Raw genomic sequence first — 20,483 nt, 5'->3', positions numbered from 1 at the left:
TCAGAATCGCTGACCTTCATTGCCCGTGAGCCCACGCCGGGCTGGTACGCGGCTGCACGGACTGGTCAGTCGGACCAGACGAGCCTTCCTAGCTCGCTTCAAATAACGCCATGGCTTCGACATGCGCCGTTTGAGGAAACATATCGAGAATCCCGGCACGTTTTAACCGGTAGCCCTGCTTGATCAATTCGACCGTGTCGCGCGCCAGAGTTGCCGGGTTGCACGACACATACACCAACCGTTCGGCGCCCAGGGACTTGAGCTTGCGCACCACCTCGAAAGCACCGTCACGCGGTGGGTCCAAGAGTACCGCAGAAAAGCCTTCACGCGCCCATTCGGCATCGGTCAGAGGCTGGGATAAATCGGCCTGAAAAAACTTCGCATTATTCAGATTGTTGCTGACGGCATTCGCGGCTGCCCGCTCGACCATCACCTCCACGCCTTCCACCGCCACCACTTCACGAACGGCCTGGGCCAGCGGCAAGGCAAAGTTGCCCAGGCCGCAGAACAAATCGAGTACTCGCTCATCCGCTGTCGGTTTCAACCAGTCCAGAGCCTGGGCCACCATGGCTTCGTTGACCCCCGCATTGACCTGGACGAAATCTCCGGGTCGATACGCCAACTCCAGGTTCCACTGTTCCAGACGATAGCCCAAGGATTGATCGGCTTCGACCGGATGCGGCTCGCCATCGCCGTGCAGCCACAACTGGGCTTCATGGAACGCGCAAAAATCCTTGAGGATGGTCATGTCACTTTCCGACAGCGGCGCCATGTGTCGCAGCAAGACCGCCAGCGATGAACCGCTGAACAACTCCACGTGCCCGAGCGCCTGGGGTTTGCTCAAGCGCCGCAGCATCTCCGGCAAGCGGGTCATGATGGGTTGCAAGGGCTGTACCAGCACCGGGCATTCATCGATGGCGACGATGTCCTGGCTGCCGGCCGCGCGGAAACCGACTTCGAGTTTTTTCGCCTTCATGTCCCAGCGCACCGCTACCCGGGCGCGACGACGGTAAGCGAATTCCGGACCGCTCAAAGGCGCCGCCCATTCTTCGGGTTCTACACCGGCGACCCGGGTCAATTGCTCGGCGAGCATGCGCTGTTTCAGGGCGAGCTGTTCACTGTGAGGCAAATGTTGCACGCTGCAACCGCCGCAGCGACCGGCATGGGCACACGGCGCCGGGCGACGCAGTTCGCTGGCCTTGAACACCCGCTCGGTACGCGCCTCGACCACTTTGCCGTGGGCACCGAGCACGCGCGCCTCGATTTCTTCACCGGCCAATGCGCCGATGACGAACCAGGTACGTCCTTCGAAAAACGCGATACCACGACCGTCATTGGCCAGACGCTCGATGGTCAGGCGCTGCTTTTTGCCGGTCGGGACTTGCGGGGCCTTGCTGCCGCCCGTGGGCTGGAAACGCAAGCCTCTCTCATGCTTGGCCATCAGTTGGGCGCGTCGAAAATGCCGGTCGACAGGTAACGGTCGCCACGGTCGCAGATGATCGCGACGATCACCGCGTTTTCAACTTCCTTCGACAGACGCAGCATGGCGGCCACTGCACCACCCGACGACACGCCGCAGAAGATGCCTTCTTCGCGGGCCAGGCGACGGGTCACGTCTTCGGCTTCGCTCTGGGCCATGTCGACGATGCGATCCACACGATCGGCCTGGTAAATCTTCGGCAGGTATTCCTGAGGCCAGCGACGGATACCCGGAATCGCCGAACCTTCCATAGGTTGCAGACCGATGATCTGCACGTTTTCGTTCTGCTCTTTCAAGTAGCGCGAAACACCCATGATGGTACCGGTGGTGCCCATGGAGCTGACGAAATGGGTAATGGTGCCTTCGGTCTGGCGCCAAATTTCCGGGCCGGTGGTGGTGTAGTGCGCTTGCGGGTTGTCACCGTTGGCGAACTGATCCAGTACCTTGCCGCGGCCTTCGGCTTCCATCTTCTGCGCGAGGTCTCGGGCGCCTTCCATGCCTTGTTCCTGGCTGACCAGAATCAGCTCGGCACCGTAGGCGGTCATGGCGGCCTTGCGTTCGGCACTGGAGTTGTCCGGCATGATCAGGATCATCTTGTAACCCTTGATCGCGGCAGCCATGGCCAGGGCGATCCCGGTATTACCCGAGGTCGCTTCGATCAGCGTATCGCCGGCGTGGATCTGCCCGCGCAACTCGGCACGGGTGATCATAGACAGCGCCGGACGGTCCTTGACCGAACCCGCCGGGTTGTTCCCTTCGAGCTTGAGCAAAAGGGTGTTGCTGGTTTCGCCGGGCAGGCGCTGCAAACGGACCAGCGGAGTGTTGCCGACGCAATCGGCGATGGTTGGGTACTGCAAGGTCATGGCGTATTCGCAATCCAGACTGCGGGGGCGCCTATCATACCGGCAAACCTCGCAAGCCCATATCACGCAAAGTGTGGTGCTTATGGTTTATGGGAATAAGCGACTGATTCAGCCCTCTTCCGTTTGTGTGACATTCAAGGCATAGAACTCATGCAGCTTGGCCTGCAACAACTGTTTATCCGGCAGCTGGACCTGATACTCCGCAATCAGCGCTGGCGACAGGCTGCGGTTAAGGGCGTACTCGACAACTTCATCCTCCTTGCTGGCACAGAGCAAGACACCGATTGCAGGGTTTTCATGAGGTTTGCGTTCTTCGCGATCCAGGGCTTCAAGATAGAAGCCTAACTTGCCCAAATACTCCGGTTCGAAGCGTCCGACCTTGAGCTCGATGGCCACCAGGCAGTTGAGACCGCGGTGGAAGAACAACAAGTCCAGCGCAAAATCACGCCCGCCGACTTGTAACGGGTATTGGGAGCCGACAAAGCAGAAATCGCGGCCAAGCTCGATCAAAAACTCCTTGAGACGCGCCAGCAAGCCCTGATGCAAGTCAGTTTCGGAGTGGGCGCCGGGCAGGTCGAGAAACTCGACCATGTAGGCGTCACGGAATATCTCAAGTGCTGAGGGCTGCGTTTGTTTGAGTGCTGCGGAGACTTTGGCCGGCTGAGTCACGCTGCGTTCAAACAGCGCAGCTTTGAGCTGACGCTCCAATTCACGCGTCGACCACTTTTCCTGCACGGCCAGACGCAAATAGAACTCGCGTTCTTGTGGACGTTTGCTCTGAGTCAGAATGAGCAGATTGTGGGTCCAGGGTAATTGTGTCAGCAGTGCTGACACTTTTTCATTGCCCTGATAAGCCTCATAAAACTGCCGCATCCGGAACAGATTGCGCCGGGTGAAGCCACGCAATCCTGGCTGCGTCTGAGCCAGATGCTCGGCCAGTTGACCGACCACGGAATCGCCCCATTCGGCTTTCTCGAGCTTACGGCTGATATAAGCACCAACCTGCCAGTACAACTCGATCAGTTGCGTATTCACCGCCTGCATGGCCTGTCGTCTGGCGCTTTGAATCAGTGCAAGTACTTCATTGAAACGGTCGTCGGTTCTGCTACCGGGCGCCTGGGGTACAGTCATGCATGACTCCTTGAACATGAGTAAAAGCGTGAGCTTAAACCGCCAAGGATGTTTGAAATGACCGGTGATACCCTTTGGGAAAAGTCGTACAGAATCTCGGGAACGCTCTGGCAAAATCAGAACGGTCGTTGTTGGGTGGGCCATCTTCGCGAGCAGGCTCGCTCCCGCCGGGATCGGGGTCGGTCACGTAATCTGCGGGCAATCAATGTCCAGGGTGGGAGCGAGCCTGCTCGCGAAGGCGCCCTGCGCCACCAACCGCATATTCATCCGCAACCCGCTCCCGGTGTTTTCAGCCCAAAGCCTGCCGCCCTGACGCTGCACCGCATTCCTCGCAATGCTCAAGCCCAAGCCAAATCCACCATCCCCCGGCCGTGAGCCATCAAGACGGGTGAAGGGCAGGAAAATCCGCTCCAGATCAGCTTCCGCCACACCGCCGCCCTGATCTTCCAGCCACAAATGCCAGTATTTGCCATCACGTCGACCACCCAGCGTGACCACACCACCTTCGGGTGAATGTCGAATCGCGTTGCGCAGCATGTTTTCCAGGGCCTGGGCCAGGGTATTGAGATGGCCGCGCACCCAGCAGGAGGAATCCACCGAGCACTGCAACTGCCCTTGCGGCCAGCAACTTTCATAACACGCATTTTCGGTGAGCATTTCCCACAGGGCCTGGACCTGGATCGCTTCGTCGGGCAAACGGGTGCGCTCGGTGTCGAGCCAGGCCAGTTGCAGCGTGTCTTCGACGAGCCGCTGCATCCCATCGACCTCACGGCCAATACGTTCGCGCAAGGCGTCCAGCCCCTGCTCGCTTTCACTGGCCACCCGCAGGCGACTCAGCGGCGTGCGCAACTCGTGGGACAAGTCGCGCAGCAGTTGCTGTTGCAACGCCACGGTGCTTTGCAGGCGCTCGGACATGTGATCGAACGCCCTGCCCAGTTCGCCCAATTCGTCGGAACGGTTGGTGGTACGACGCGACAACCGCACATTCAACTGATCGGCGCGCCAGGCGTTGGCCTGGGCGCGCAGGTGGTTAAGCGGTACCACCAGCAAACGATAGAGGCCGACACAGAGCAACAAGGTGAACAGCCCTGGAATCACACCGTTGGTGATCACGCGCCAGAACACCCGATAGCGCCCGGGTACAAAACGTTCGGGCAGCTCGATCACCAGGCTGCCGGCAGACGAGTCACCCGGAAACGGTACACGCATCCATGGCCGGCCTTTTTTGTGGATGGGCCAATCCAGACCCCGAAGAAAGGTCAGTCGCTCGATTTCCCTGTCCGTCAGCGTATAGCTGCTCAACGACTGTAAATCACCACCAATGACACCCACCCAACCCGTTTCGCGTTGGTACATGCTCTGCAGCCAGTTATCGACGCCCTCCTGCTGGCGCTGCCGCCACGCTTGCTCGGCCTCGGCGGCATAGCGCGTCAGGGTGCCGCGCGCTTCATCCGACAGGAACTGGTTGCGCTGCTCCATGTAGCGCCCCCAGGACCAGCTCAGCCAGATCATCAGCAGACAGAACGCCACCAGCAGACAGGCCAGTTTCCAGAACAGCGAATGCCGCCCCGGCAGCTTACATTTCATCGCCGGCACTCAGGATGTAACCCTTGCCCCACACCGTGCGCACTTCGCGTTCGGTATAGCCGATGGCCTTGAGCTTGCGACGGATCTGGCTGATGTGCATGTCCAGGCTACGGTCGTGGGCCGCGTAGCCACGCTGCAACACATGCTGATAAAGGAAGGCTTTGCTCAACACTTCATCGCCGTTGCGGTTCAGGGTTTCCAGCAGCCGATACTCACTGCGGGTCAGCCCGGCCGCCTGCTCGCCATAGAAAACCTCGAACAGCTCATCGTCGAAACGCAGACTGTCCGCCGCCTGAGCAACGGCCACCGGCGTCGGCCGACGATCCAGCGCCACCCGACGCAGAATCGCTTCGATGCGCACCCGCAACTCGACCATGCTGAAAGGCTTGGGCAGGTAATCATCGGCCCCCAGGCGAAAACCGCTGATGCGATCCGCCTCGGCCCCAAGCGCCGACATCAGCAGCACCGGGGTGGAATGGCTCTGGCGCAGTTGCGTCAACACAGAAAGCCCATCCAGGCCAGGTAGCAGGATGTCCATCAGCACCACATCGAAGGCTTGCCGACGGGCAGCGTCCAGGCCTTCCTGTCCATTCTGGCACCAGGTCACCTGAAAGCCGCTACGCCCCAGATGCTCATGCACATAGGCACCGAGCACGAGGTCGTCTTCGATGGAGAGGATACGGGGATGGTCGGCAGTGATGGGAGTCATGAGTATCTGCAAATAATTCTCAGTTGATAATTATTCAAGATTGCGCGGCACAGGGCAACCCAGGGGGGTGTCCTGCGCGCAAAAGTGTCGAACCGACCGACGAATGACGACTTCAATTTTACGAGGATTGCCTGCCTGCAAATCGCTACACTGCGCAAGTGGCGCGTGCGGGACGCATGTGCAGGTCTATCGATCGCTGGAAGCAGGAGAGATGCGTGCTCAAGAAACTGGGAATTAAAGGCCGCGTGCTGTTGCTGACCCTGTTGCCGACCAGCCTGATGGCGTTGGTCCTGGGCGGCTATTTTACCTGGATGCAGCAATCCGACCTGCAAGCCCAACTCATGCAACGCGGCGAAATGATCGCCGAGCAGCTCGCGCCGCTGGTGGCGCCGGCCATGGGGCACAAAAATAACGAGCTGCTGGAGCGGATTGCCACCGAGTCCCTGGAACAACAGGACGTGCGTGCCGTGACCTTCCTCGCACCGGACCGCTCGCTGCTCGCCCACGCCGGCCCCATCATGCTCAATCAGGCGCCACTGGGCGATGGCTCGCAGATGCTGCGCCGCAGTGGCAATGATGCAACGCGTTATTTGCTGCCGGTGTTCGGTAAACACCGCAATCTGGCGGGCGATGTGATTCCCGATGAAGCCGACCGCCTGCTGGGCTGGGTCGAACTCGAACTGTCCCACAACGGCATGCTGCTGCGCGGTTACCGCAGCCTGTTCGCCAGCCTGCTGATGATCTTCGCAGGTTTGGGGGGCGCGGCGCTGCTGGCGTTGCGCATGGGTCGCACGATCAATCGCCCCTTGAGCCAGATCAAACAAGCCGTGGCACAGCTCAAGGACGGCCATCTGGAAACCCGCCTGCCGCCCCTCGGCAGCCAGGAACTGGATGAACTGGCGTCCGGCATCAACCGCATGGCTGGCACCTTGCAGAACGCCCAGGAAGAATTGCAGCACAGCATCGACCAGGCCACTGAAGATGTACGCCAGAACCTGGAAACCATCGAGATCCAGAACATCGAGCTCGATCTGGCGCGCAAGGAAGCCCTGGAGGCGAGCCGGATCAAGTCCGAATTCCTCGCCAACATGAGCCACGAAATCCGCACGCCGCTCAATGGCATTCTCGGCTTCACCCACCTGCTGCAGAAAAGCGAGCTGACCCCGCGCCAGCTCGACTACCTGGGCACCATCGAAAAGTCCGCCGACAGCCTGCTGGGAATCATCAACGAGATTCTCGACTTCTCGAAAATCGAGGCCGGCAAACTGGTGCTCGATCATATTCCGTTCAACCTGCGCGACCTGCTGCAAGACACGCTGACCATCCTCGCCCCGGCCGCTCACGCCAAACAGCTGGAACTGGTGAGCCTGGTTTACCGCGACACGCCACTGTCGCTGGTGGGTGATCCGCTGCGGCTCAAACAGATCCTCACCAACCTGGTCAGCAACGCCATCAAGTTCACCCGCGAAGGCACCATCGTTGCCCGTGCCATGCTCGAAGAAGAACACGAAGACAGCGTGCAACTGCGCATCAGCATCCAGGACACCGGCATCGGCCTGTCGAACCAGGACGTGCGCGCGCTGTTCCAGGCATTCAGCCAGGCCGACAACTCGCTGTCCCGGCAACCCGGCGGCACAGGTCTGGGGCTGGTGATTTCCAAACGGTTGATCGAACAAATGGGCGGTGAGATTGGTGTCGACAGCACGCCGGGCGAAGGTTCGGAGTTCTGGATCAGCCTGAGCCTGCCCAAAACCCGCGACGATACTGAAGACCTGCCCGGTCCGCCGTTGTCCGGGCGCCGCGTGGCGGTGCTGGAAAACCACGAACTGGCGCGCCAGGCGCTGCAGCACCAATTGGAGGACTGCGGCCTGGCTGTCACCCCGTTCACTAACCTGGAAAGCCTGACCAACGGCGTGACCGTCGCCCATCAGACCGATCAGGCGATCGACCTCGCGGTGCTGGGTGTCACCAGTAACGACATGCCGCCGGAGCGCCTCAACCAGTACATCTGGGACCTCGAACACCTGGGCTGCAAAGTGCTGGTGCTGTGCCCGACCACGGAACAGACGCTGTTCCACCTTTCGGTGCCCAACCCTCACAGCCAGCTCCAGGCGAAACCGGCCTGCACGCGCAAATTGCGGCGGGCGCTGTCCGATCTGGTCAACCCGCGCCAGCCCCGCAACGAACCCGGTGAACCGGTCTCGAGCCGCGCACCGAAAGTGCTGTGCGTCGACGACAACCCGGCCAACCTGCTGCTGGTACAAACCCTGCTCGAAGACATGGGGGCCAAAGTACTTGCAGTGGAAAGCGGTTACGCAGCTGTCAGGGCGGTACAGAGCGAGACCTTCGACCTGGTGCTGATGGACGTGCAGATGCCCGGTATGGACGGACGCCAGAGCACCGAAGCCATCCGCCAGTGGGAAAGCGAACGGCATTGCACGCCGCTGCCGATCGTCGCCCTCACCGCCCACGCCATGGCCAACGAAAAACGTGCGCTGTTGCAGAGTGGCATGGACGACTACCTGACCAAGCCGATCAGCGAGCGGCAACTGGCCCAGGTGGTATTGAAATGGAGCGGCCTGGCGCTGCGCAACCAGGGTCCGGAGCGCTCCGGCGAAAGCCACGGCGGCGCCTACGAACTGCAGGTGCTGGATCACGAAGAAGGTTTGCGCCTGGCGGCCGGCAAGGCCGATCTGGCGGCGGACATGTTGGCGATGTTGCTGGCATCGCTGGAGGCCGACCGCGAAGCGATCCGCCAGGCGCAGGAAAGCCACGACCACAATGCCCTGATCGAACGGGTTCATCGCCTGCATGGCGCCACCCGCTATTGCGGCGTACCGCAATTGCGCGCTGCCTGCCAACGCAGCGAAACCCTGCTCAAGCAGCAGGACCCGAAAGCCTTCGGCGCCCTCGAAGAACTCGACCGGGCGATCAATCGCCTGGCCGCCCAGGCGCGTATCAATGCTTGATATGGCGCAATGACGCTGTGAGTACCAGGCGCTAAGCTCACCCTCATCCCTGTGGGAGCTGGCTTGCCAGCGAAGGCACCCTCAAGAACAACACAAGATTTAAGCGCCTCTTCGCTGGCAAGCCAGCTCCCACAGGGTTGGGGGAAAGCCTTGAAGATTTAATTGCCAGGAGGACCGCATGCGCACGATACTTTTCAGCAGCCAGAGCTACGACCGCGACAGTTTCCTTGCCGCCGACCTGCCGGCCGGCATTGAACTGCACTTTCAAACGGCGCGACTGAGCCTGGATACGGCGGCGTTGGCGGAGCATCACGAGGTGGTCTGCGCCTTCATCAATGACGACCTCGGCGCCCCGGTACTCGAACGCCTGGCGGCCGGCGGCACGCGCCTGATCGCCCTGCGCTCGGCCGGTTACAACCATGTCGACCTGGCGGCAGCGAAACGCCTGGGGCTGGCGGTTGTGCGCGTCCCGGCCTACTCGCCCCACGCCGTGGCCGAGCACGCGGTGGCGCTGATCCTGGCGCTGAACCGCCGCTTGCACCGCGCCTACAACCGTACCCGCGAAGGCGATTTCAGTTTGCATGGCCTGACCGGTTTCGACTTGGTGGGCAAGACCGTCGGCGTGGTCGGCACCGGGCAGATCGGTGCGACCTTCGCCAAAATCATGAACGGATTCGGTTGCCGGTTGCTGGCCTACGATCCTTACCCGAACCCGCAGGTCGAAGCCCTGGGTGCGCACTATCTGAGCTTGCCGCAGTTGCTGGCCGAATCGCAGATCATCAGCCTGCACTGTCCGCTCAACGAACAGAGCAAACATTTGATCAACCGCGAATCGCTGGCGCACATGCAACCGGGTGCGATGTTGATCAACACCGGCCGCGGCGGCCTGGTGGACACGCCTGCGCTGATCGACGCATTGAAGGAAGGTCGGCTGGGTTATCTGGGACTGGATGTGTATGAAGAGGAAGCACAGCTATTCTTTGAAGACCGTTCCGACCTGCCGCTGCAGGACGATGTACTGGCACGCCTGCTGACCTTTCCTAACGTGATCGTCACCGCACACCAGGCCTTCCTGACCCGCGAAGCCCTCGGCGCGATTGCCACCACCACCTTGCGCAATATCGCGGCCTGGATGGCGGGCACCCCCGAGAATCGTGTAACGGACGACTGAACCTGATCGAAGGTCATCTGCCCGCGCCATGCTGCGCGTATGCCCGTGCTAGCATATCGCGCATATTTGGAGGACCCATGGTCGAACACGATTTCCGCTACAGCCTGATGAACCCGCAACACACCCTCACCGAATGCCGCGCCCTGGTACCGGGGCGTTATCAAGTCACCGGCAACGGCGGCTCGATTCGCAACAATGACGTGCTGGTCGTGACCCTCAAGGGCGCCAAGGACTTGTCCATGCGCCTGACCGTCGAAACGGTTCGCCACTTGATCAATCCGCCCGGCCAATGGGTCGCGGTGGCCAGTGGTCCGGTGTTCGGCGAACTGGCGATCCATACGTGGAAAGTGAACTGCGACAACTGCGCCAAGGAGCTGAGCTTCGAGTTCGCGGTCGACGCCAAACTGGGCAACAAGGCCGAAAAGCCTGCCGCCACCGCGCGGATTACCGAGTTGGGCTGGAGCACCGTCGGCGAGAAACACCTGTGCCCGAAATGCCAGGAGCCCGCGTGATGAAACGCCTCGCTCTGGCCGGCATGGTCGGTGCAAGCCTGCTGGGTTGCGCCGCCGAGCCTGTGCAATTGCAACAAAACCGCAGCTACATCCTGGAGTGGATCGGCGAACGGCCGTTGATGGATTACAGCCACCTGACCATCACGCTCGATGAGGACGGTCGCGCCTACGGTAGCGGCGGCTGCAACCATTGGTTTGCGCCATATACCCTGGAAGGTAACAAGCTGAGCTTCGGCAAGATCGGCAGCACCCGCAAACTCTGCGCCCCAGCACTGATGGAGCAGGAAAAACGCTTCCTCCAGGCCCTGGAAAACGTGCAGCGCTGGGACGTTTCATCGATCGACCAGATGCGCTTCTGGCCGGCTGAAGGCAAGCCGCTGCGCTGGTGGCTTGAAGAGGGTTGATTGACCCTCCTCTGCCTCCTGGCAAATGACTGTGGCGAGGGAGCTTGCTCCCGCCGGGCTGCGAAGCAGCCCTAAACCCGGCCAACTCGTTTCGACAGATACACCACATGCACTGGTTTTACGATTGCTCCGCAACCGAGCGGGAGCAAGCTCCCTCGCCACAAAAAACTCTAAGCCATAGACCAGCATCCTGATCAGTTTTTAGCCTGCAACGCCTCCAGCTTCGCCATCACCCCCGCCGCTGTCTGCTCGCCCATCAACTGTTCCCGCACCTTGCCCTTGTTATCGATGATGTAGGTTACCGGCAACGCCTCACTGCGCGGCAGTTCGAACAGCTCGGCAGGGTCCTGCGCCAACACGGTGAACTTGATCCCGAGCTTCTCGCTGGCGCTTTTCAGCTCTTGGCCCTGCACATTGTCGAAGTTGACCCCGAACACACCGATTTTCCTGTCCTTGAGCTGCTCGGCCAACGCGTTCAATTCCGGGATCTCGGTCCGGCACGGGCCGCACCATTCGGCCCAGTAATTGAGCACCAGCCATTGTTTGTCCAGACGCTCGGCAGCGACTTTCTGTCCACTCTGATCGATCCCGTAGTCGTTACCGCAGCCCCCCAGCATCAACGTCCCGATGATCGTCAATGCCGCTGCCAGTCGCCTAGTCATGTCGTGTTCCTTGTCAAAAATTGAATGCGCCTGCGACCCATCGCCTCCCGAGGTTCTGGATTACGCGCTGCACAGTTAGAATAGCCGCCACCTTACGCAAGATGCGACCCGCTCATGACCGATCTGACGCTTTATCACAACCCGCGCTGCTCGAAATCCCGCGGTGCGCTCGAACTGCTCGAAGTCCGTGGCCTGACGCCGACCGTGGTCCGCTACCTGGAAACCCCGCTGGACGCCAAGCAAATCCAGAGCCTGCTGACCAAGCTGGGCATCAGCGCCCGACAATTGCTGCGCACTGGCGAGGACGAGTACAAAACCCTCAACCTGGCCGACAGCAGCCTGAGCGAGGCGCAATTGATCGCCGCCATCGCCGCTCACCCGAAACTCATGGAGCGACCGATTCTCGAAGTCGGCGACAAAGCCGTCATCGGTCGTCCACCGGAGCAAATCCTGGAGCTGTTGCCGTGAGCGCGCCGTACATTCTGGTGCTGTATTACAGCCGCAGCGGCGCAACCAATGAAATGGCCCGGCAGATTGCCCGTGGCGTGGAACAGGCGGGGCTTGAAGCGCGCTTGCGCACCGTGCCGGCGATTTCCACTGAATGCGAAGCCGTGGCGCCGGATATTCCGGAAGAAGGCGCGCTCTACGCCAGCCTCGACGACCTGAAAAACTGCGCTGGCCTGGCCCTGGGCAGTCCGACCCGCTTCGGCAACATGGCGGCGCCACTCAAGTATTTCCTCGACGGCACCAGCAACCTGTGGCTGACCGGCGCCCTGGTGGGCAAACCGGCCGGCGTGTTCACTTCCACCGCGAGCCTGCACGGCGGCCAGGAGACCACGTTGCTGTCGATGATGTTGCCGCTGCTGCACCACGGCATGTTGATCACCGGCCTGCCCTACAGTGAGTCCGCGCTCCTGGAAACCCAGGGTGGCGGCACGCCTTATGGCGCCAGCCACCACGCCGGTGCCGATGGCAAAAGCGGTCTGGATGCCCATGAAGTGGCGCTGTGCCGCGCACTGGGCATGCGCCTGGCCAAAACGGCGCAGAAACTGGAGGGTTGAGAGTGGCCAAGAAGCCGAAGATCCTGCCCGCCATCGAATGGCTTGAACCCCGTGTCCGGGCCATGCGCGTCATCAGTCTGCTGTGTTTTTTCGGCCTGGTGGGCTTGCTGTGTATCTACTACCTGCTGTTGGCCGACCTGCACGGCGCCCGGCCATGGGTGATTTTGCTGATCGAGCTGGTGCCGTTGCTGTTGCTGGCACCTGGCATGATCATCGGCAGCCCGCGCGGGCATTCGTGGATGTGTTTTGTGGTGAACCTGTATTTCATCAAGGGCGCACTGGCCGCGTATGACCCGAACCGGCAGATGTTCGGTTTGCTGGAAATGGGGGCAAGCCTGGCGGTGTTCTGCTCGGCGCTGTTGTACGTGCGGTGGCGGTATCAGTTGAATCGCAAATTGGCGGGCGAAGGCGAAATCTCCGTCGCCTGACACACCGCTTTCGCGAGCAGGCTCGCTCCCACATTGGATCTGTGCCGTACACAAGTCCCCTGTGGGAGCCAGCCTGCTGGCGATTGGACCTACTCGGTCTCAATGATTCACTGTATACGCGAGCATCATCGAGATCTGGCTCATGGGCCGTCCGCCACTTTCTGCATGCCACTGGTTGAACACGTCCTGCACCAACGCCAGGTCGCGCAGACTGCTCGGCACCTTGTCGATGATGTCCTGTGCATTCAACGCCGCCACCACGTCATAACTCGGCACGAAGGTGTCCTTGCCGACCATCCGCAGAAAACGCGGAGCCGACAGGCCGCCCAATTGATGGCCACGCTTCTTCAGCAAGGTCCACAACCCGACGATATCGGTCACCGGCCAATCGGCGATCATCGCGCCGAAGCTGCCCTGTTCATGGGCCACGTCCAGCACGAACTGCGCGTTACGCGGTACGCTCTTGAGCTTGCCCAGATGGCGGATGATCCGCGCGTCCTGCATCAGGCGCTCCAGGTGTTCGGCACTCATCAGCACGACTTTCTCCGGGTCGAACTTGAAGAACACTTCCTCGAAAGCCGGCCACTTGGCGTCCACCAGGCTGTGCTTGAGACCCGCGCGAAACACGCGCAGCGCCATGGTCGACAGGTAGCGATCGTCGGTAATGTCGCGCAATTGCGCCGCCGTCTTGGGAACGGGCAGATGGGCTTCCAGTTCAGCCGCCGAACCGAAGCGGTTCAAGCAGTATTCGTTCAGCCACTTGTAGTCGCGCATGCCCTCTCCCGGGAAACTAAAAACCTATACCTGTGAACAAAAAACCTGTGGGAGCGAGCCTGCTCGCGAAGGCGGTGTGTCATTCAACATTGATGTCGGCTGACACCACGCCTTCGCGAGCAGGCTCGCTCCCACATTTAATCTTGCTTAAAGGTTCACTACGTTGACGAAGCGCGAAGCCGCCGTCTCGTCGATCTTCAGGTTGGTGAAGTCGAACAGATTGCGGTCGGCCAATTGCGACGGAATCACATTCTGCAGGCTGCGGAAAATGCTCTCGGTACGGCCAGGGGTCTTGCGTTCCCAGTCTTGCAGCATTTCCTTGACCACCTGACGTTGCAGGTTTTCCTGGGAACCGCAGAGGTTGCACGGGATGATCGGGAATTGCTTGAGGTCCGAATAGGCCTGGATGTCTTTCTCGTTGCAGTAGGCCAGCGGGCGGATCACCACGTTGCGACCATCGTCGGCGCGCAGTTTCGGCGGCATGGCCTTGAGCGAACCGTTGAAGAACATGTTCAGGAAGAAGGTCTCGACGATGTCGTCGCGATGGTGACCGAGCGCCATCTTGGTCGCGCCGATTTCGTCGGCGAAGGTGTAGAGCGTACCGCGACGCAGGCGCGAGCACAGCGAACAGGTGGTCTTGCCTTCGGGAATCAGCTCCTTGACCACCGAGTAGGTGTCTTTCTCGACGATGTGGTACTCGATGCCCAGTTCCTTGAGGTAGGCCGGCAGCACGTGCTCCGGAAAGCCTGGCTGTTTCTGGTCCATGTTCACGGCCACGATCTCGAACTTGATCGGTGCGACCTTCTGCAAGTGCATCAGCACATCAAGCATGGTGTAGCTGTCTTTGCCTCCGGACAGGCAGACCATGACCTTATCGCCGTCTTCAATCATGTTGAAGTCGGCGACAGCCTCACCGGCCTGGCGGCGAAGGCGCTTTTGCAGTTTGTTCTGGTTGACCGTAAGAGTGCCCATGACGCGAAATCCGTGAGGTGTGACGAAAGGCGGGCATTTTACGCAAAAACCCTTCGGGGGCGAAGCGTCCTGACAGATTGCTGCCTTACAGACACAAGTGCGATTAAGCCAGCGCTTTACAGCGCAATTTGCTCTAAGCCCTACCACCTGTAGGGTTAACTCCTTCCTATACTGCGTCATAAGGTCGCAGACATAACCAGACCTATTACTGACTTGGCCAATTTGGCCCGTAGGCGCTCCACTGGGGGGCGACGGTAAAAACAAGAGGAGTGACTGGCATGATCCATCACGTAGTGGGGCTCTTCACCCACCCTGACCAGGAATGGAAAGAAATCCGTGGCGACCAGGAGGAAAGCATCAGCCACATGTACCTGACTCACACGCTGATTCTGGCGGCGATCCCTGCAGTGTCGGCGTTTATCGGCACGACCCAGGTCGGTTGGGTCATCGGCAATCGAGCGCCCGTGATGCTGACCATGGAAAGCGCACTCTGGATGTCGATCATGTCGTACCTGGCAATGCTCGGCGGCGTTGCGGTCATGGGCGCATTCATCCACTGGATGGCCCGCACCTATGACGCCAACCCGAGCCTGGCCCGCTGCGTCGCGTTTGCGACTTATACCGCGACTCCGCTGTTCATTGGCGGCATAGCGGCGCTGTATCCGCACTTGTGGCTGGGGATGATCGTCGGCACCGCGGCGATCTGCTACACCGTCTACCTGCTGTACGTCGGGCTACCGACATTCATGAACATTCCATCGGACGAGGGATTCCTGTTTTCAAGCTCGGTGCTCGCGGTAGGCCTGGTGGTGCTGGTGGCCATCATGGCGTTTACCGTGATTGTCTGGGGACTCGGCGTGGGGCCGGTCTATACCAATTAGCAACTCACCACCCAAAAAACTAGATCTGCCAACACAGGCCGCCGCAAGGCGGCCTTTCAATGCTTGAGCAACTGGAACGGCAACGACCATTCGGCACTTGAGCGATTCGCAAGGCCCGAGGGTTGCGGCATACTCGACGTCTCTGGAGATCCATCAAGCATGCCCGAGCAACTCAATACCCGCGTCGAAGACTGTTTCCAACAAGCTGAATCCTTTTTCAAACGACCTTTCAAACGCCCGGTGGTGAGCCTCAAGCTGCGCGGGCAAAAAGCCGGTGTCGCGCATTTGCACGAGAACCTGCTGCGCTTCAACCCGCAGTTGTACCGGGAAAACACCGAAGACTTCCTCAAGCAAACCGTGGCTCACGAAGTCGCCCACCTGATCGCCCATCAACTGTTCGGCGACCGTATCCAGCCCCATGGCGAAGAGTGGCAATTGATCATGCGCGGCGTGTACGAACTGCCGCCGAACCGATGCCACACCTACGACGTCAAACGCCGCAGCGTGACCCGCTATATCTACAGATGCCCTTGCCCGGACAGCGATTTCCCGTTTTCAGCGCAGCGCCATGGCCTGGTACGACAGGGGCGGCGATATTTGTGTCGGCGGTGTCGCAGTACGTTGATATTCAGTGGGGAGATGAGGGTCGAGTAGTTGGACTTGTGGTGTTTGGGCTGGCCCCTTCGCGAGCAGGCTCGCTCCCACAGGGGCTGTCCAGTGCGACATGGATCCTTTGTGGGAGCGAGCCTGCTCGCGAAGACGGCCTGACAGGCGCTAGAGAATTACCTTGGCACGCCGCAGTTCTTCAACCCGCGCAGCACTGAACCCCAACGCCTCCAACACCTGATCCGTATGCTCCCCCAGCGCCGAACCAATATGCTTCGGCTCGGGCAAGCCATTGGAAAACTTCAATGGGCAAGCCATCTGCGCCTGCGTCGATCCATCACCGCGCGGCACATCTGTCACCAGTTTGCGCGCCTGAAACTGCGGATGCCGCACCGCCTCCCCCAGACTCAATACCGGCTCGACACAGGCATCCAGCTCGGAGAATAAGGCGCACAGCTCGGTGAAGTCATGCTTCTCGAACTCAACCCTCAGCGCGTCCTTGAGCTTTTTCTGCTGTGCCGGTTGGGCTGACAGCCCCAGGCTCGCCAATTCTTCCACGCCCAACGCCGCACACAGCTGTTTCATGAAGCCCGGCTCCAGGCTGCCCACCGACAACCAGCGCCCATCCCGCGAACGGTAATAATCGTAGAAGCTGCCGCCATTGAGCATCTGGTTTTCCCGCCCCGGCTCGACGCCGCACGCCAGGTACCCGGCACCGGCCATGGCGTTCAAGCTAAATGCGCAGTCGGTCATGCTCACATCCAGATGCTGCCCCTGTCCGGTGTGCTGCCGGGCAATCACTGCCGCCAACAGGCCGATGACGCCATGCAGCGAACCACCGGCGACATCCGCCACCTGCGCGCCCAAGGGCAGCGGACCACTGTCGACGCGGCCGGTGTAGCTCGCCAGCCCGGCCAGCGCCAGGTAGTTGATGTCATGGCCCGCGCGATCTTTGTAAGGACCGGTCTGCCCGTAGCCGGTGATCGACACATAAATGAGCCTGGGATTGATCGCCTTCAAGGCTTCATAACCCAGGCCCAGGCGTTCCATGACGCCGGGGCGGAACTGCTCCAGCACGATGTCGTACTCCGTGAGCAACTGCTTGATCACCTCCAGCGCCGCAGGCTGCTTGAGGTCCAGGGCCAGGCTGCGTTTGTTGCGATTGAGATAGGCGTGGCTGGCCGATACGCCCTGATCGTGGGGTGGCAGCACGCGAACGAGGTCCATGCGCGATGGCGATTCGATGCGCAGCACCTCGGCGCCCATGTCTGCCAGCAACAACGAGGCGAACGGCCCCGGCAGCAGTGTCGAAAAATCCAGAACCTTGAGTGATGCCAGTGGACCGAGCATGAAATTCTCCCCCTAAGTTGCCCCCAGACTAGGCAGGCGAACGCGCGGGAGCAATCACCGTATGCGCCAGTGACGCTGACCGTTACGCTCAAGTCGCAGGCAATAAAAAACCCGCCGAAGCGGGTTTTTCAATTCACGAGGTCTTACTTGACGTTCGAGGCCTGGCCTTCGGCCACACCCAGGTCGTCTTCTTCACGCTCGTTAGAGATGCCACGACCGCCCGAGGCCAGCTCGGCTTGCAGTACGTCGGTGTCCAGTTCCTTGACCCACTTGGCAACAACCACGGTGGCAACAGCGTTACCGATCAGGTTGGTCAGGGCACGTGCTTCGGACATGAAGCGGTCGATACCGAGGATCAGCGCCAGGCCGGCAACCGGCAGATGGCCAACAGCGGACAGGGTGGCGGCCAGTACGATGAAGCCCGAACCGGTCACACCCGCGGCACCTTTGGACGACAGCAGCAGCACGACCAACAGAGTGAGCTGGTGCGTGATGTCCATGTGAGTGTCAGTGGCCTGGGCAATGAACACGGCCGCCATGGTCAGGTAGATCGCGGTACCGTCGAGGTTGAACGAGTAACCGGTCGGGATCACCAGACCCACGACGGATTTCTTCGCGCCCAGACGCTCCATCTTGATCAGCATGCGTGGCAGTACCGATTCCGAAGAAGAAGTACCCAGCACGATCAGCAGTTCTTCACGGATGTAACGGATCAGTTTCAGTACGCTGAAGCCGTGAGCGCGAGCGATACCGCCCAGCACGATCAGGATGAACAGCAGGCAAGTGATGTAGAAGCAGGCCATCAACTGACCCAGTTGCACCAGCGAGCCGACACCGTAGGCACCGATGGTGAAGGCCATGGCACCGAAGGCACCGATCGGCGCGAGCTTCATGATCATGTTGATGATGTTGAACATCACGTGGGCGAAGCGATCAATGAAGTCCAGCAGCGGCTTGCCGTAGGCACCCAGGCGATGCAGGGCGAAACCGAAGATCACCGAGAACATCAGCACTTGCAGGATGTCGCCCGTGGCGAACGCACCGACGATGGTGGACGGGATCACGTTGAGGAGGAAGCCCACGACGCTTTGATCAGCACCGGCCGAGACATAGGCAGCCACTTTGGAGGCATCCAGCGTGGTCACGTCGATGTGCATGCCGGCGCCCGGCTGCACAATGTTGACCACCACCAGACCGACGATCAAAGCGATGGTCGAAACGATTTCGAAGTACAACAGCGCGTAACCGCCGGTCTTGCCGACCGACTTCATGTTCTGCATGCCGGCGATACCGCTGACGACGGTGCAGAAGATGATCGGGGCGATGATCATTTTGATCAGTTTGATGAACCCGTCACCCAGTGGCTTGACCGCCACACCGAGCTGCGGATAGTAGTGACCGAGCAAAATACCGATGACAATTGCAACGATCACCTGGAAATACAGGGATTTGTACAGTGGCTGACGAGTCGTCATTGCAAAGTTCCTCAAGAGTGCGCGCCGACAACATCCATCTGTTGCCCTCGACACCTCATTTGCGAACCCTCCTGCACTGGAGGGATTTGTTTTTTCGAGCTGCGCGACGGCAGACATCTGCTCGTTGTATCGCAAAGCCCGTGCCACCTTGCGCAAAACCCCTGCAAGCCTTTTGATATCAAGGGTTGCAGGTTTATCAATGCCCGCGAACGGTTACAACGTAGTGGCGGATTTCCGCCCCTCGACCAAAACCCATCCCGTAAATTGGCGGATATCCGCCTTGTTCATCGCTTCAAACCGCAGCTACCATCCGTCGTTCAATGGACGGATTTGCCTGTTATGCGCGAACGCACCATCGCCAGTCATTTCGCCCGCGCTGCCTTGCGTGGCGCGCAACGTCGTGGCTACGACTATTCACAGCTGCTGCAGCAAGTGGGGATCAGCCCCGAGTTGCTCGACGAGCCGCGGGCGCGCATCGCGCCGGAGCAGTTCACCCGACTGATCCAGGCACTGTGGCTGGCGCTGGGCGACGAATACCTGGGGTTCGGCCAGGCGCCGAGCAAACCGGGCAGCTTTGCGATGATGTGCCATGCCGTGATCCACTGCCGCAGCCTGGATAAGGCGCTCAACCGCGGCCTATTGTTTTATAGCCTATTCCCTGATGCACCGTGCCTGACTCTGACGCATGAAGGTGACATGATCCGCCTGAGCCTGGACGATTCGCAGCTCTGGGATCCGGATCATTTCCTCACCGAAAGCCTGTTGGTGATCTGGCACCGGTTCGGCAGCTGGCTGATCGGCCAGCGCATACGGCTGGAGCAGGCCACGTTCAGCTATCCACGACCGGAACACGGGGCTGAATACGATTTATTGTTTTCCTGTCCGCTGGTTTTTTCTACAACAACGAGCGCGACGGAACAGAGCAGCCTGCTGTTCCACAGCCGATACCTGAACATGCCGTTGCTGCAGGACGAACGTACCCTCAAGCATTTCCTTGAACACTCACCCGCCAACCTGCTGTCGCGCCCGGACGACGGCCACAGCCTGAGCAGTCAGTTGCGGCGCTTGCTCAGCCGCGACAGCTCACGCTGGCCGGACTTGGAAGCCGTGGCCGCGCACCTGCACATCAGCCCACAGACGCTGCGTCGGCATCTGCGCGAGGAAGGCACCAGTTTTCAGGCGTTGAAGGACCATCTGCGCCGCGACATTGCGATCTATCACCTGAGCCGCAACGATCTGCCCTTGCAGCAGATCGCCGAGCAACTGGGGTTCTCCGAGCCATCGGCGTTTCATCGGGCGTTCAAAAAGTGGACGGGGCTGACACCTGGGGCTTATCGCGCGCAGGAGAACTGAGTTTTGCGGTAAATTGACTGGCCCCATCGCGGGCAAGCCCGCTCCCACAGGTTTCTTTGTTGTTCAAAAATAATGTGTCCACAGAGATCCCTGTG

General features: G+C 60.3%; 20 protein-coding genes. 10 read left to right on the top strand and 10 right to left on the bottom strand.

Translation table 11 applies throughout. From position 1 onward, the window contains the following. Positions 1-88 precede the first annotated feature (88 nt). The 5 genes from rlmD to ACW9HW_RS05010 all read right to left on the bottom strand — a co-directional run bounded on the left by rlmD (position 89) and on the right by ACW9HW_RS05010 (position 5,770). Entirely contained in the window at positions 89-1,441 is a 1,353-nt protein-coding gene (rlmD, locus tag ACW9HW_RS05030) for a 23S rRNA (uracil(1939)-C(5))-methyltransferase RlmD (RefSeq protein ID WP_095195773.1), read from the bottom strand. Beyond that, positions 1,441-2,343 carry a cysteine synthase CysM gene (gene cysM, locus ACW9HW_RS05025; protein ID WP_095195774.1) on the bottom strand — a complete coding sequence of 301 codons (903 nt, stop codon included), beginning with the start codon at positions 2,341-2,343 and terminating at the stop codon, positions 1,441-1,443. The genes rlmD and cysM overlap by 1 nt, the downstream gene beginning before the upstream one ends. A 108-nt stretch (positions 2,344-2,451) precedes the next feature. Further along, entirely contained in the window at positions 2,452-3,474 is a 1,023-nt protein-coding gene (locus ACW9HW_RS05020; protein WP_457398800.1) for a PDDEXK nuclease domain-containing protein, read from the bottom strand. Positions 3,475-3,657: 183 nt separating this feature from the next. Continuing rightward, positions 3,658-5,061, bottom strand: a complete 1,404-nt coding sequence (locus tag ACW9HW_RS05015; RefSeq protein ID WP_095195775.1) for a sensor histidine kinase — start codon at positions 5,059-5,061, stop codon at positions 3,658-3,660. Continuing rightward, complete coding sequence (locus tag ACW9HW_RS05010; RefSeq protein ID WP_457398769.1) at positions 5,051-5,770, bottom strand: response regulator transcription factor; 720 nt, start codon at positions 5,768-5,770, stop codon at positions 5,051-5,053. Before ACW9HW_RS05010 ends, ACW9HW_RS05015 begins: the two co-directional genes overlap by 11 nt. Positions 5,771-5,985: 215 nt before the next feature. Between ACW9HW_RS05010 and ACW9HW_RS05005 the strand changes: the two genes are divergently transcribed. The 4 genes from ACW9HW_RS05005 (at position 5,986) to ACW9HW_RS04990 (ending at position 10,826) form a co-directional block, all read left to right on the top strand. Continuing rightward, positions 5,986-8,739: a response regulator gene (locus ACW9HW_RS05005; RefSeq protein ID WP_457398767.1), complete on the top strand. Its 2,754-nt coding sequence runs from the start codon at positions 5,986-5,988 to the stop codon at positions 8,737-8,739. Between the two features lie 178 nt (positions 8,740-8,917). Continuing rightward, entirely contained in the window at positions 8,918-9,910 is a 993-nt protein-coding gene (locus tag ACW9HW_RS05000) for a 2-hydroxyacid dehydrogenase (protein WP_457398765.1), read from the top strand. Between the two features lie 77 nt (positions 9,911-9,987). Beyond that, on the top strand, positions 9,988-10,422 hold the full coding sequence (locus ACW9HW_RS04995) for a hypothetical protein (protein ID WP_095195779.1): 435 nt from the start codon (positions 9,988-9,990) through the stop codon (positions 10,420-10,422). Further along, positions 10,422-10,826 carry an META domain-containing protein gene (locus tag ACW9HW_RS04990; protein WP_095195780.1) on the top strand — a complete coding sequence of 135 codons (405 nt, stop codon included), beginning with the start codon at positions 10,422-10,424 and terminating at the stop codon, positions 10,824-10,826. The genes ACW9HW_RS04995 and ACW9HW_RS04990 overlap by 1 nt, the downstream gene beginning before the upstream one ends. 194 nt (positions 10,827-11,020) lie before the next feature. Here ACW9HW_RS04990 and ACW9HW_RS04985 read toward each other — a convergent pair whose 3' ends face one another. Beyond that, positions 11,021-11,488 (bottom strand): TlpA disulfide reductase family protein, encoded by a 468-nt coding sequence (locus ACW9HW_RS04985; protein ID WP_095195781.1) that lies wholly within the window; start codon positions 11,486-11,488, stop codon positions 11,021-11,023. Positions 11,489-11,602: 114 nt separating this feature from the next. Between ACW9HW_RS04985 and arsC the strand changes: the two genes are divergently transcribed. From arsC to ACW9HW_RS04970, 3 genes are read left to right on the top strand one after another with little or no spacing between them, the layout of a single operon-like run. Further along, positions 11,603-11,956 carry an arsenate reductase (glutaredoxin) gene (gene arsC / locus ACW9HW_RS04980; protein WP_095195782.1) on the top strand — a complete coding sequence of 118 codons (354 nt, stop codon included), beginning with the start codon at positions 11,603-11,605 and terminating at the stop codon, positions 11,954-11,956. After that, a complete protein-coding gene (gene wrbA, locus ACW9HW_RS04975) occupies positions 11,953-12,549 on the top strand; it encodes an NAD(P)H:quinone oxidoreductase (RefSeq protein ID WP_095195783.1) in 597 nt (198 codons plus the stop codon). Before arsC ends, wrbA begins: the two co-directional genes overlap by 4 nt. 2 nt (positions 12,550-12,551) lie before the next feature. Further along, positions 12,552-12,977, top strand: a complete 426-nt coding sequence (locus ACW9HW_RS04970) for a DUF2069 domain-containing protein (protein WP_457398762.1) — start codon at positions 12,552-12,554, stop codon at positions 12,975-12,977. 99 nt (positions 12,978-13,076) lie between these two features. Here the strand turns inward: ACW9HW_RS04970 and ACW9HW_RS04965 are convergent, their stop codons facing one another. Next, complete coding sequence (locus tag ACW9HW_RS04965) at positions 13,077-13,751, bottom strand: DNA-3-methyladenine glycosylase I (RefSeq protein ID WP_095195785.1); 675 nt, start codon at positions 13,749-13,751, stop codon at positions 13,077-13,079. A 147-nt stretch (positions 13,752-13,898) separates the two neighbouring features. Continuing rightward, positions 13,899-14,723, bottom strand: coding sequence for a tRNA 2-thiocytidine(32) synthetase TtcA (gene ttcA / locus ACW9HW_RS04960; RefSeq protein WP_047532261.1), 825 nt, complete (start codon positions 14,721-14,723; stop codon positions 13,899-13,901). A 278-nt stretch (positions 14,724-15,001) separates the two neighbouring features. On the opposite strand from ttcA, the gene ACW9HW_RS04955 reads away from it, so the two are divergent. Further along, on the top strand, positions 15,002-15,604 hold the full coding sequence (locus ACW9HW_RS04955) for a Yip1 family protein (RefSeq protein ID WP_095195786.1): 603 nt from the start codon (positions 15,002-15,004) through the stop codon (positions 15,602-15,604). Positions 15,605-15,763: 159 nt separating this feature from the next. Then, entirely contained in the window at positions 15,764-16,258 is a 495-nt protein-coding gene (locus tag ACW9HW_RS04950) for a SprT family zinc-dependent metalloprotease (protein WP_095195787.1), read from the top strand. Positions 16,259-16,378: 120 nt separating this feature from the next. On the opposite strand, the gene ACW9HW_RS04945 is transcribed toward ACW9HW_RS04950, so the two are convergent. Together ACW9HW_RS04945 and ACW9HW_RS04940 are read right to left on the bottom strand one after the other, a co-directional pair. After that, positions 16,379-17,560, bottom strand: coding sequence for a CaiB/BaiF CoA transferase family protein (locus ACW9HW_RS04945; RefSeq protein WP_457398760.1), 1,182 nt, complete (start codon positions 17,558-17,560; stop codon positions 16,379-16,381). Positions 17,561-17,703: 143 nt separating this feature from the next. After that, positions 17,704-19,035: a dicarboxylate/amino acid:cation symporter gene (locus ACW9HW_RS04940; RefSeq protein ID WP_095195789.1), complete on the bottom strand. Its 1,332-nt coding sequence runs from the start codon at positions 19,033-19,035 to the stop codon at positions 17,704-17,706. 339 nt (positions 19,036-19,374) lie between these two features. Between ACW9HW_RS04940 and ACW9HW_RS04935 the strand changes: the two genes are divergently transcribed. Then, complete coding sequence (locus ACW9HW_RS04935) at positions 19,375-20,388, top strand: AraC family transcriptional regulator (protein ID WP_457398758.1); 1,014 nt, start codon at positions 19,375-19,377, stop codon at positions 20,386-20,388. The last annotated feature ends 95 nt before the right edge of the window (positions 20,389-20,483 follow it).

The organism is Pseudomonas sp. SDO5532_S415 (assembly GCF_054071155.1).
Note: the sequence above shows the minus strand (reverse complement) of the source record. Positions and strands in the feature narration are given on the sequence as shown.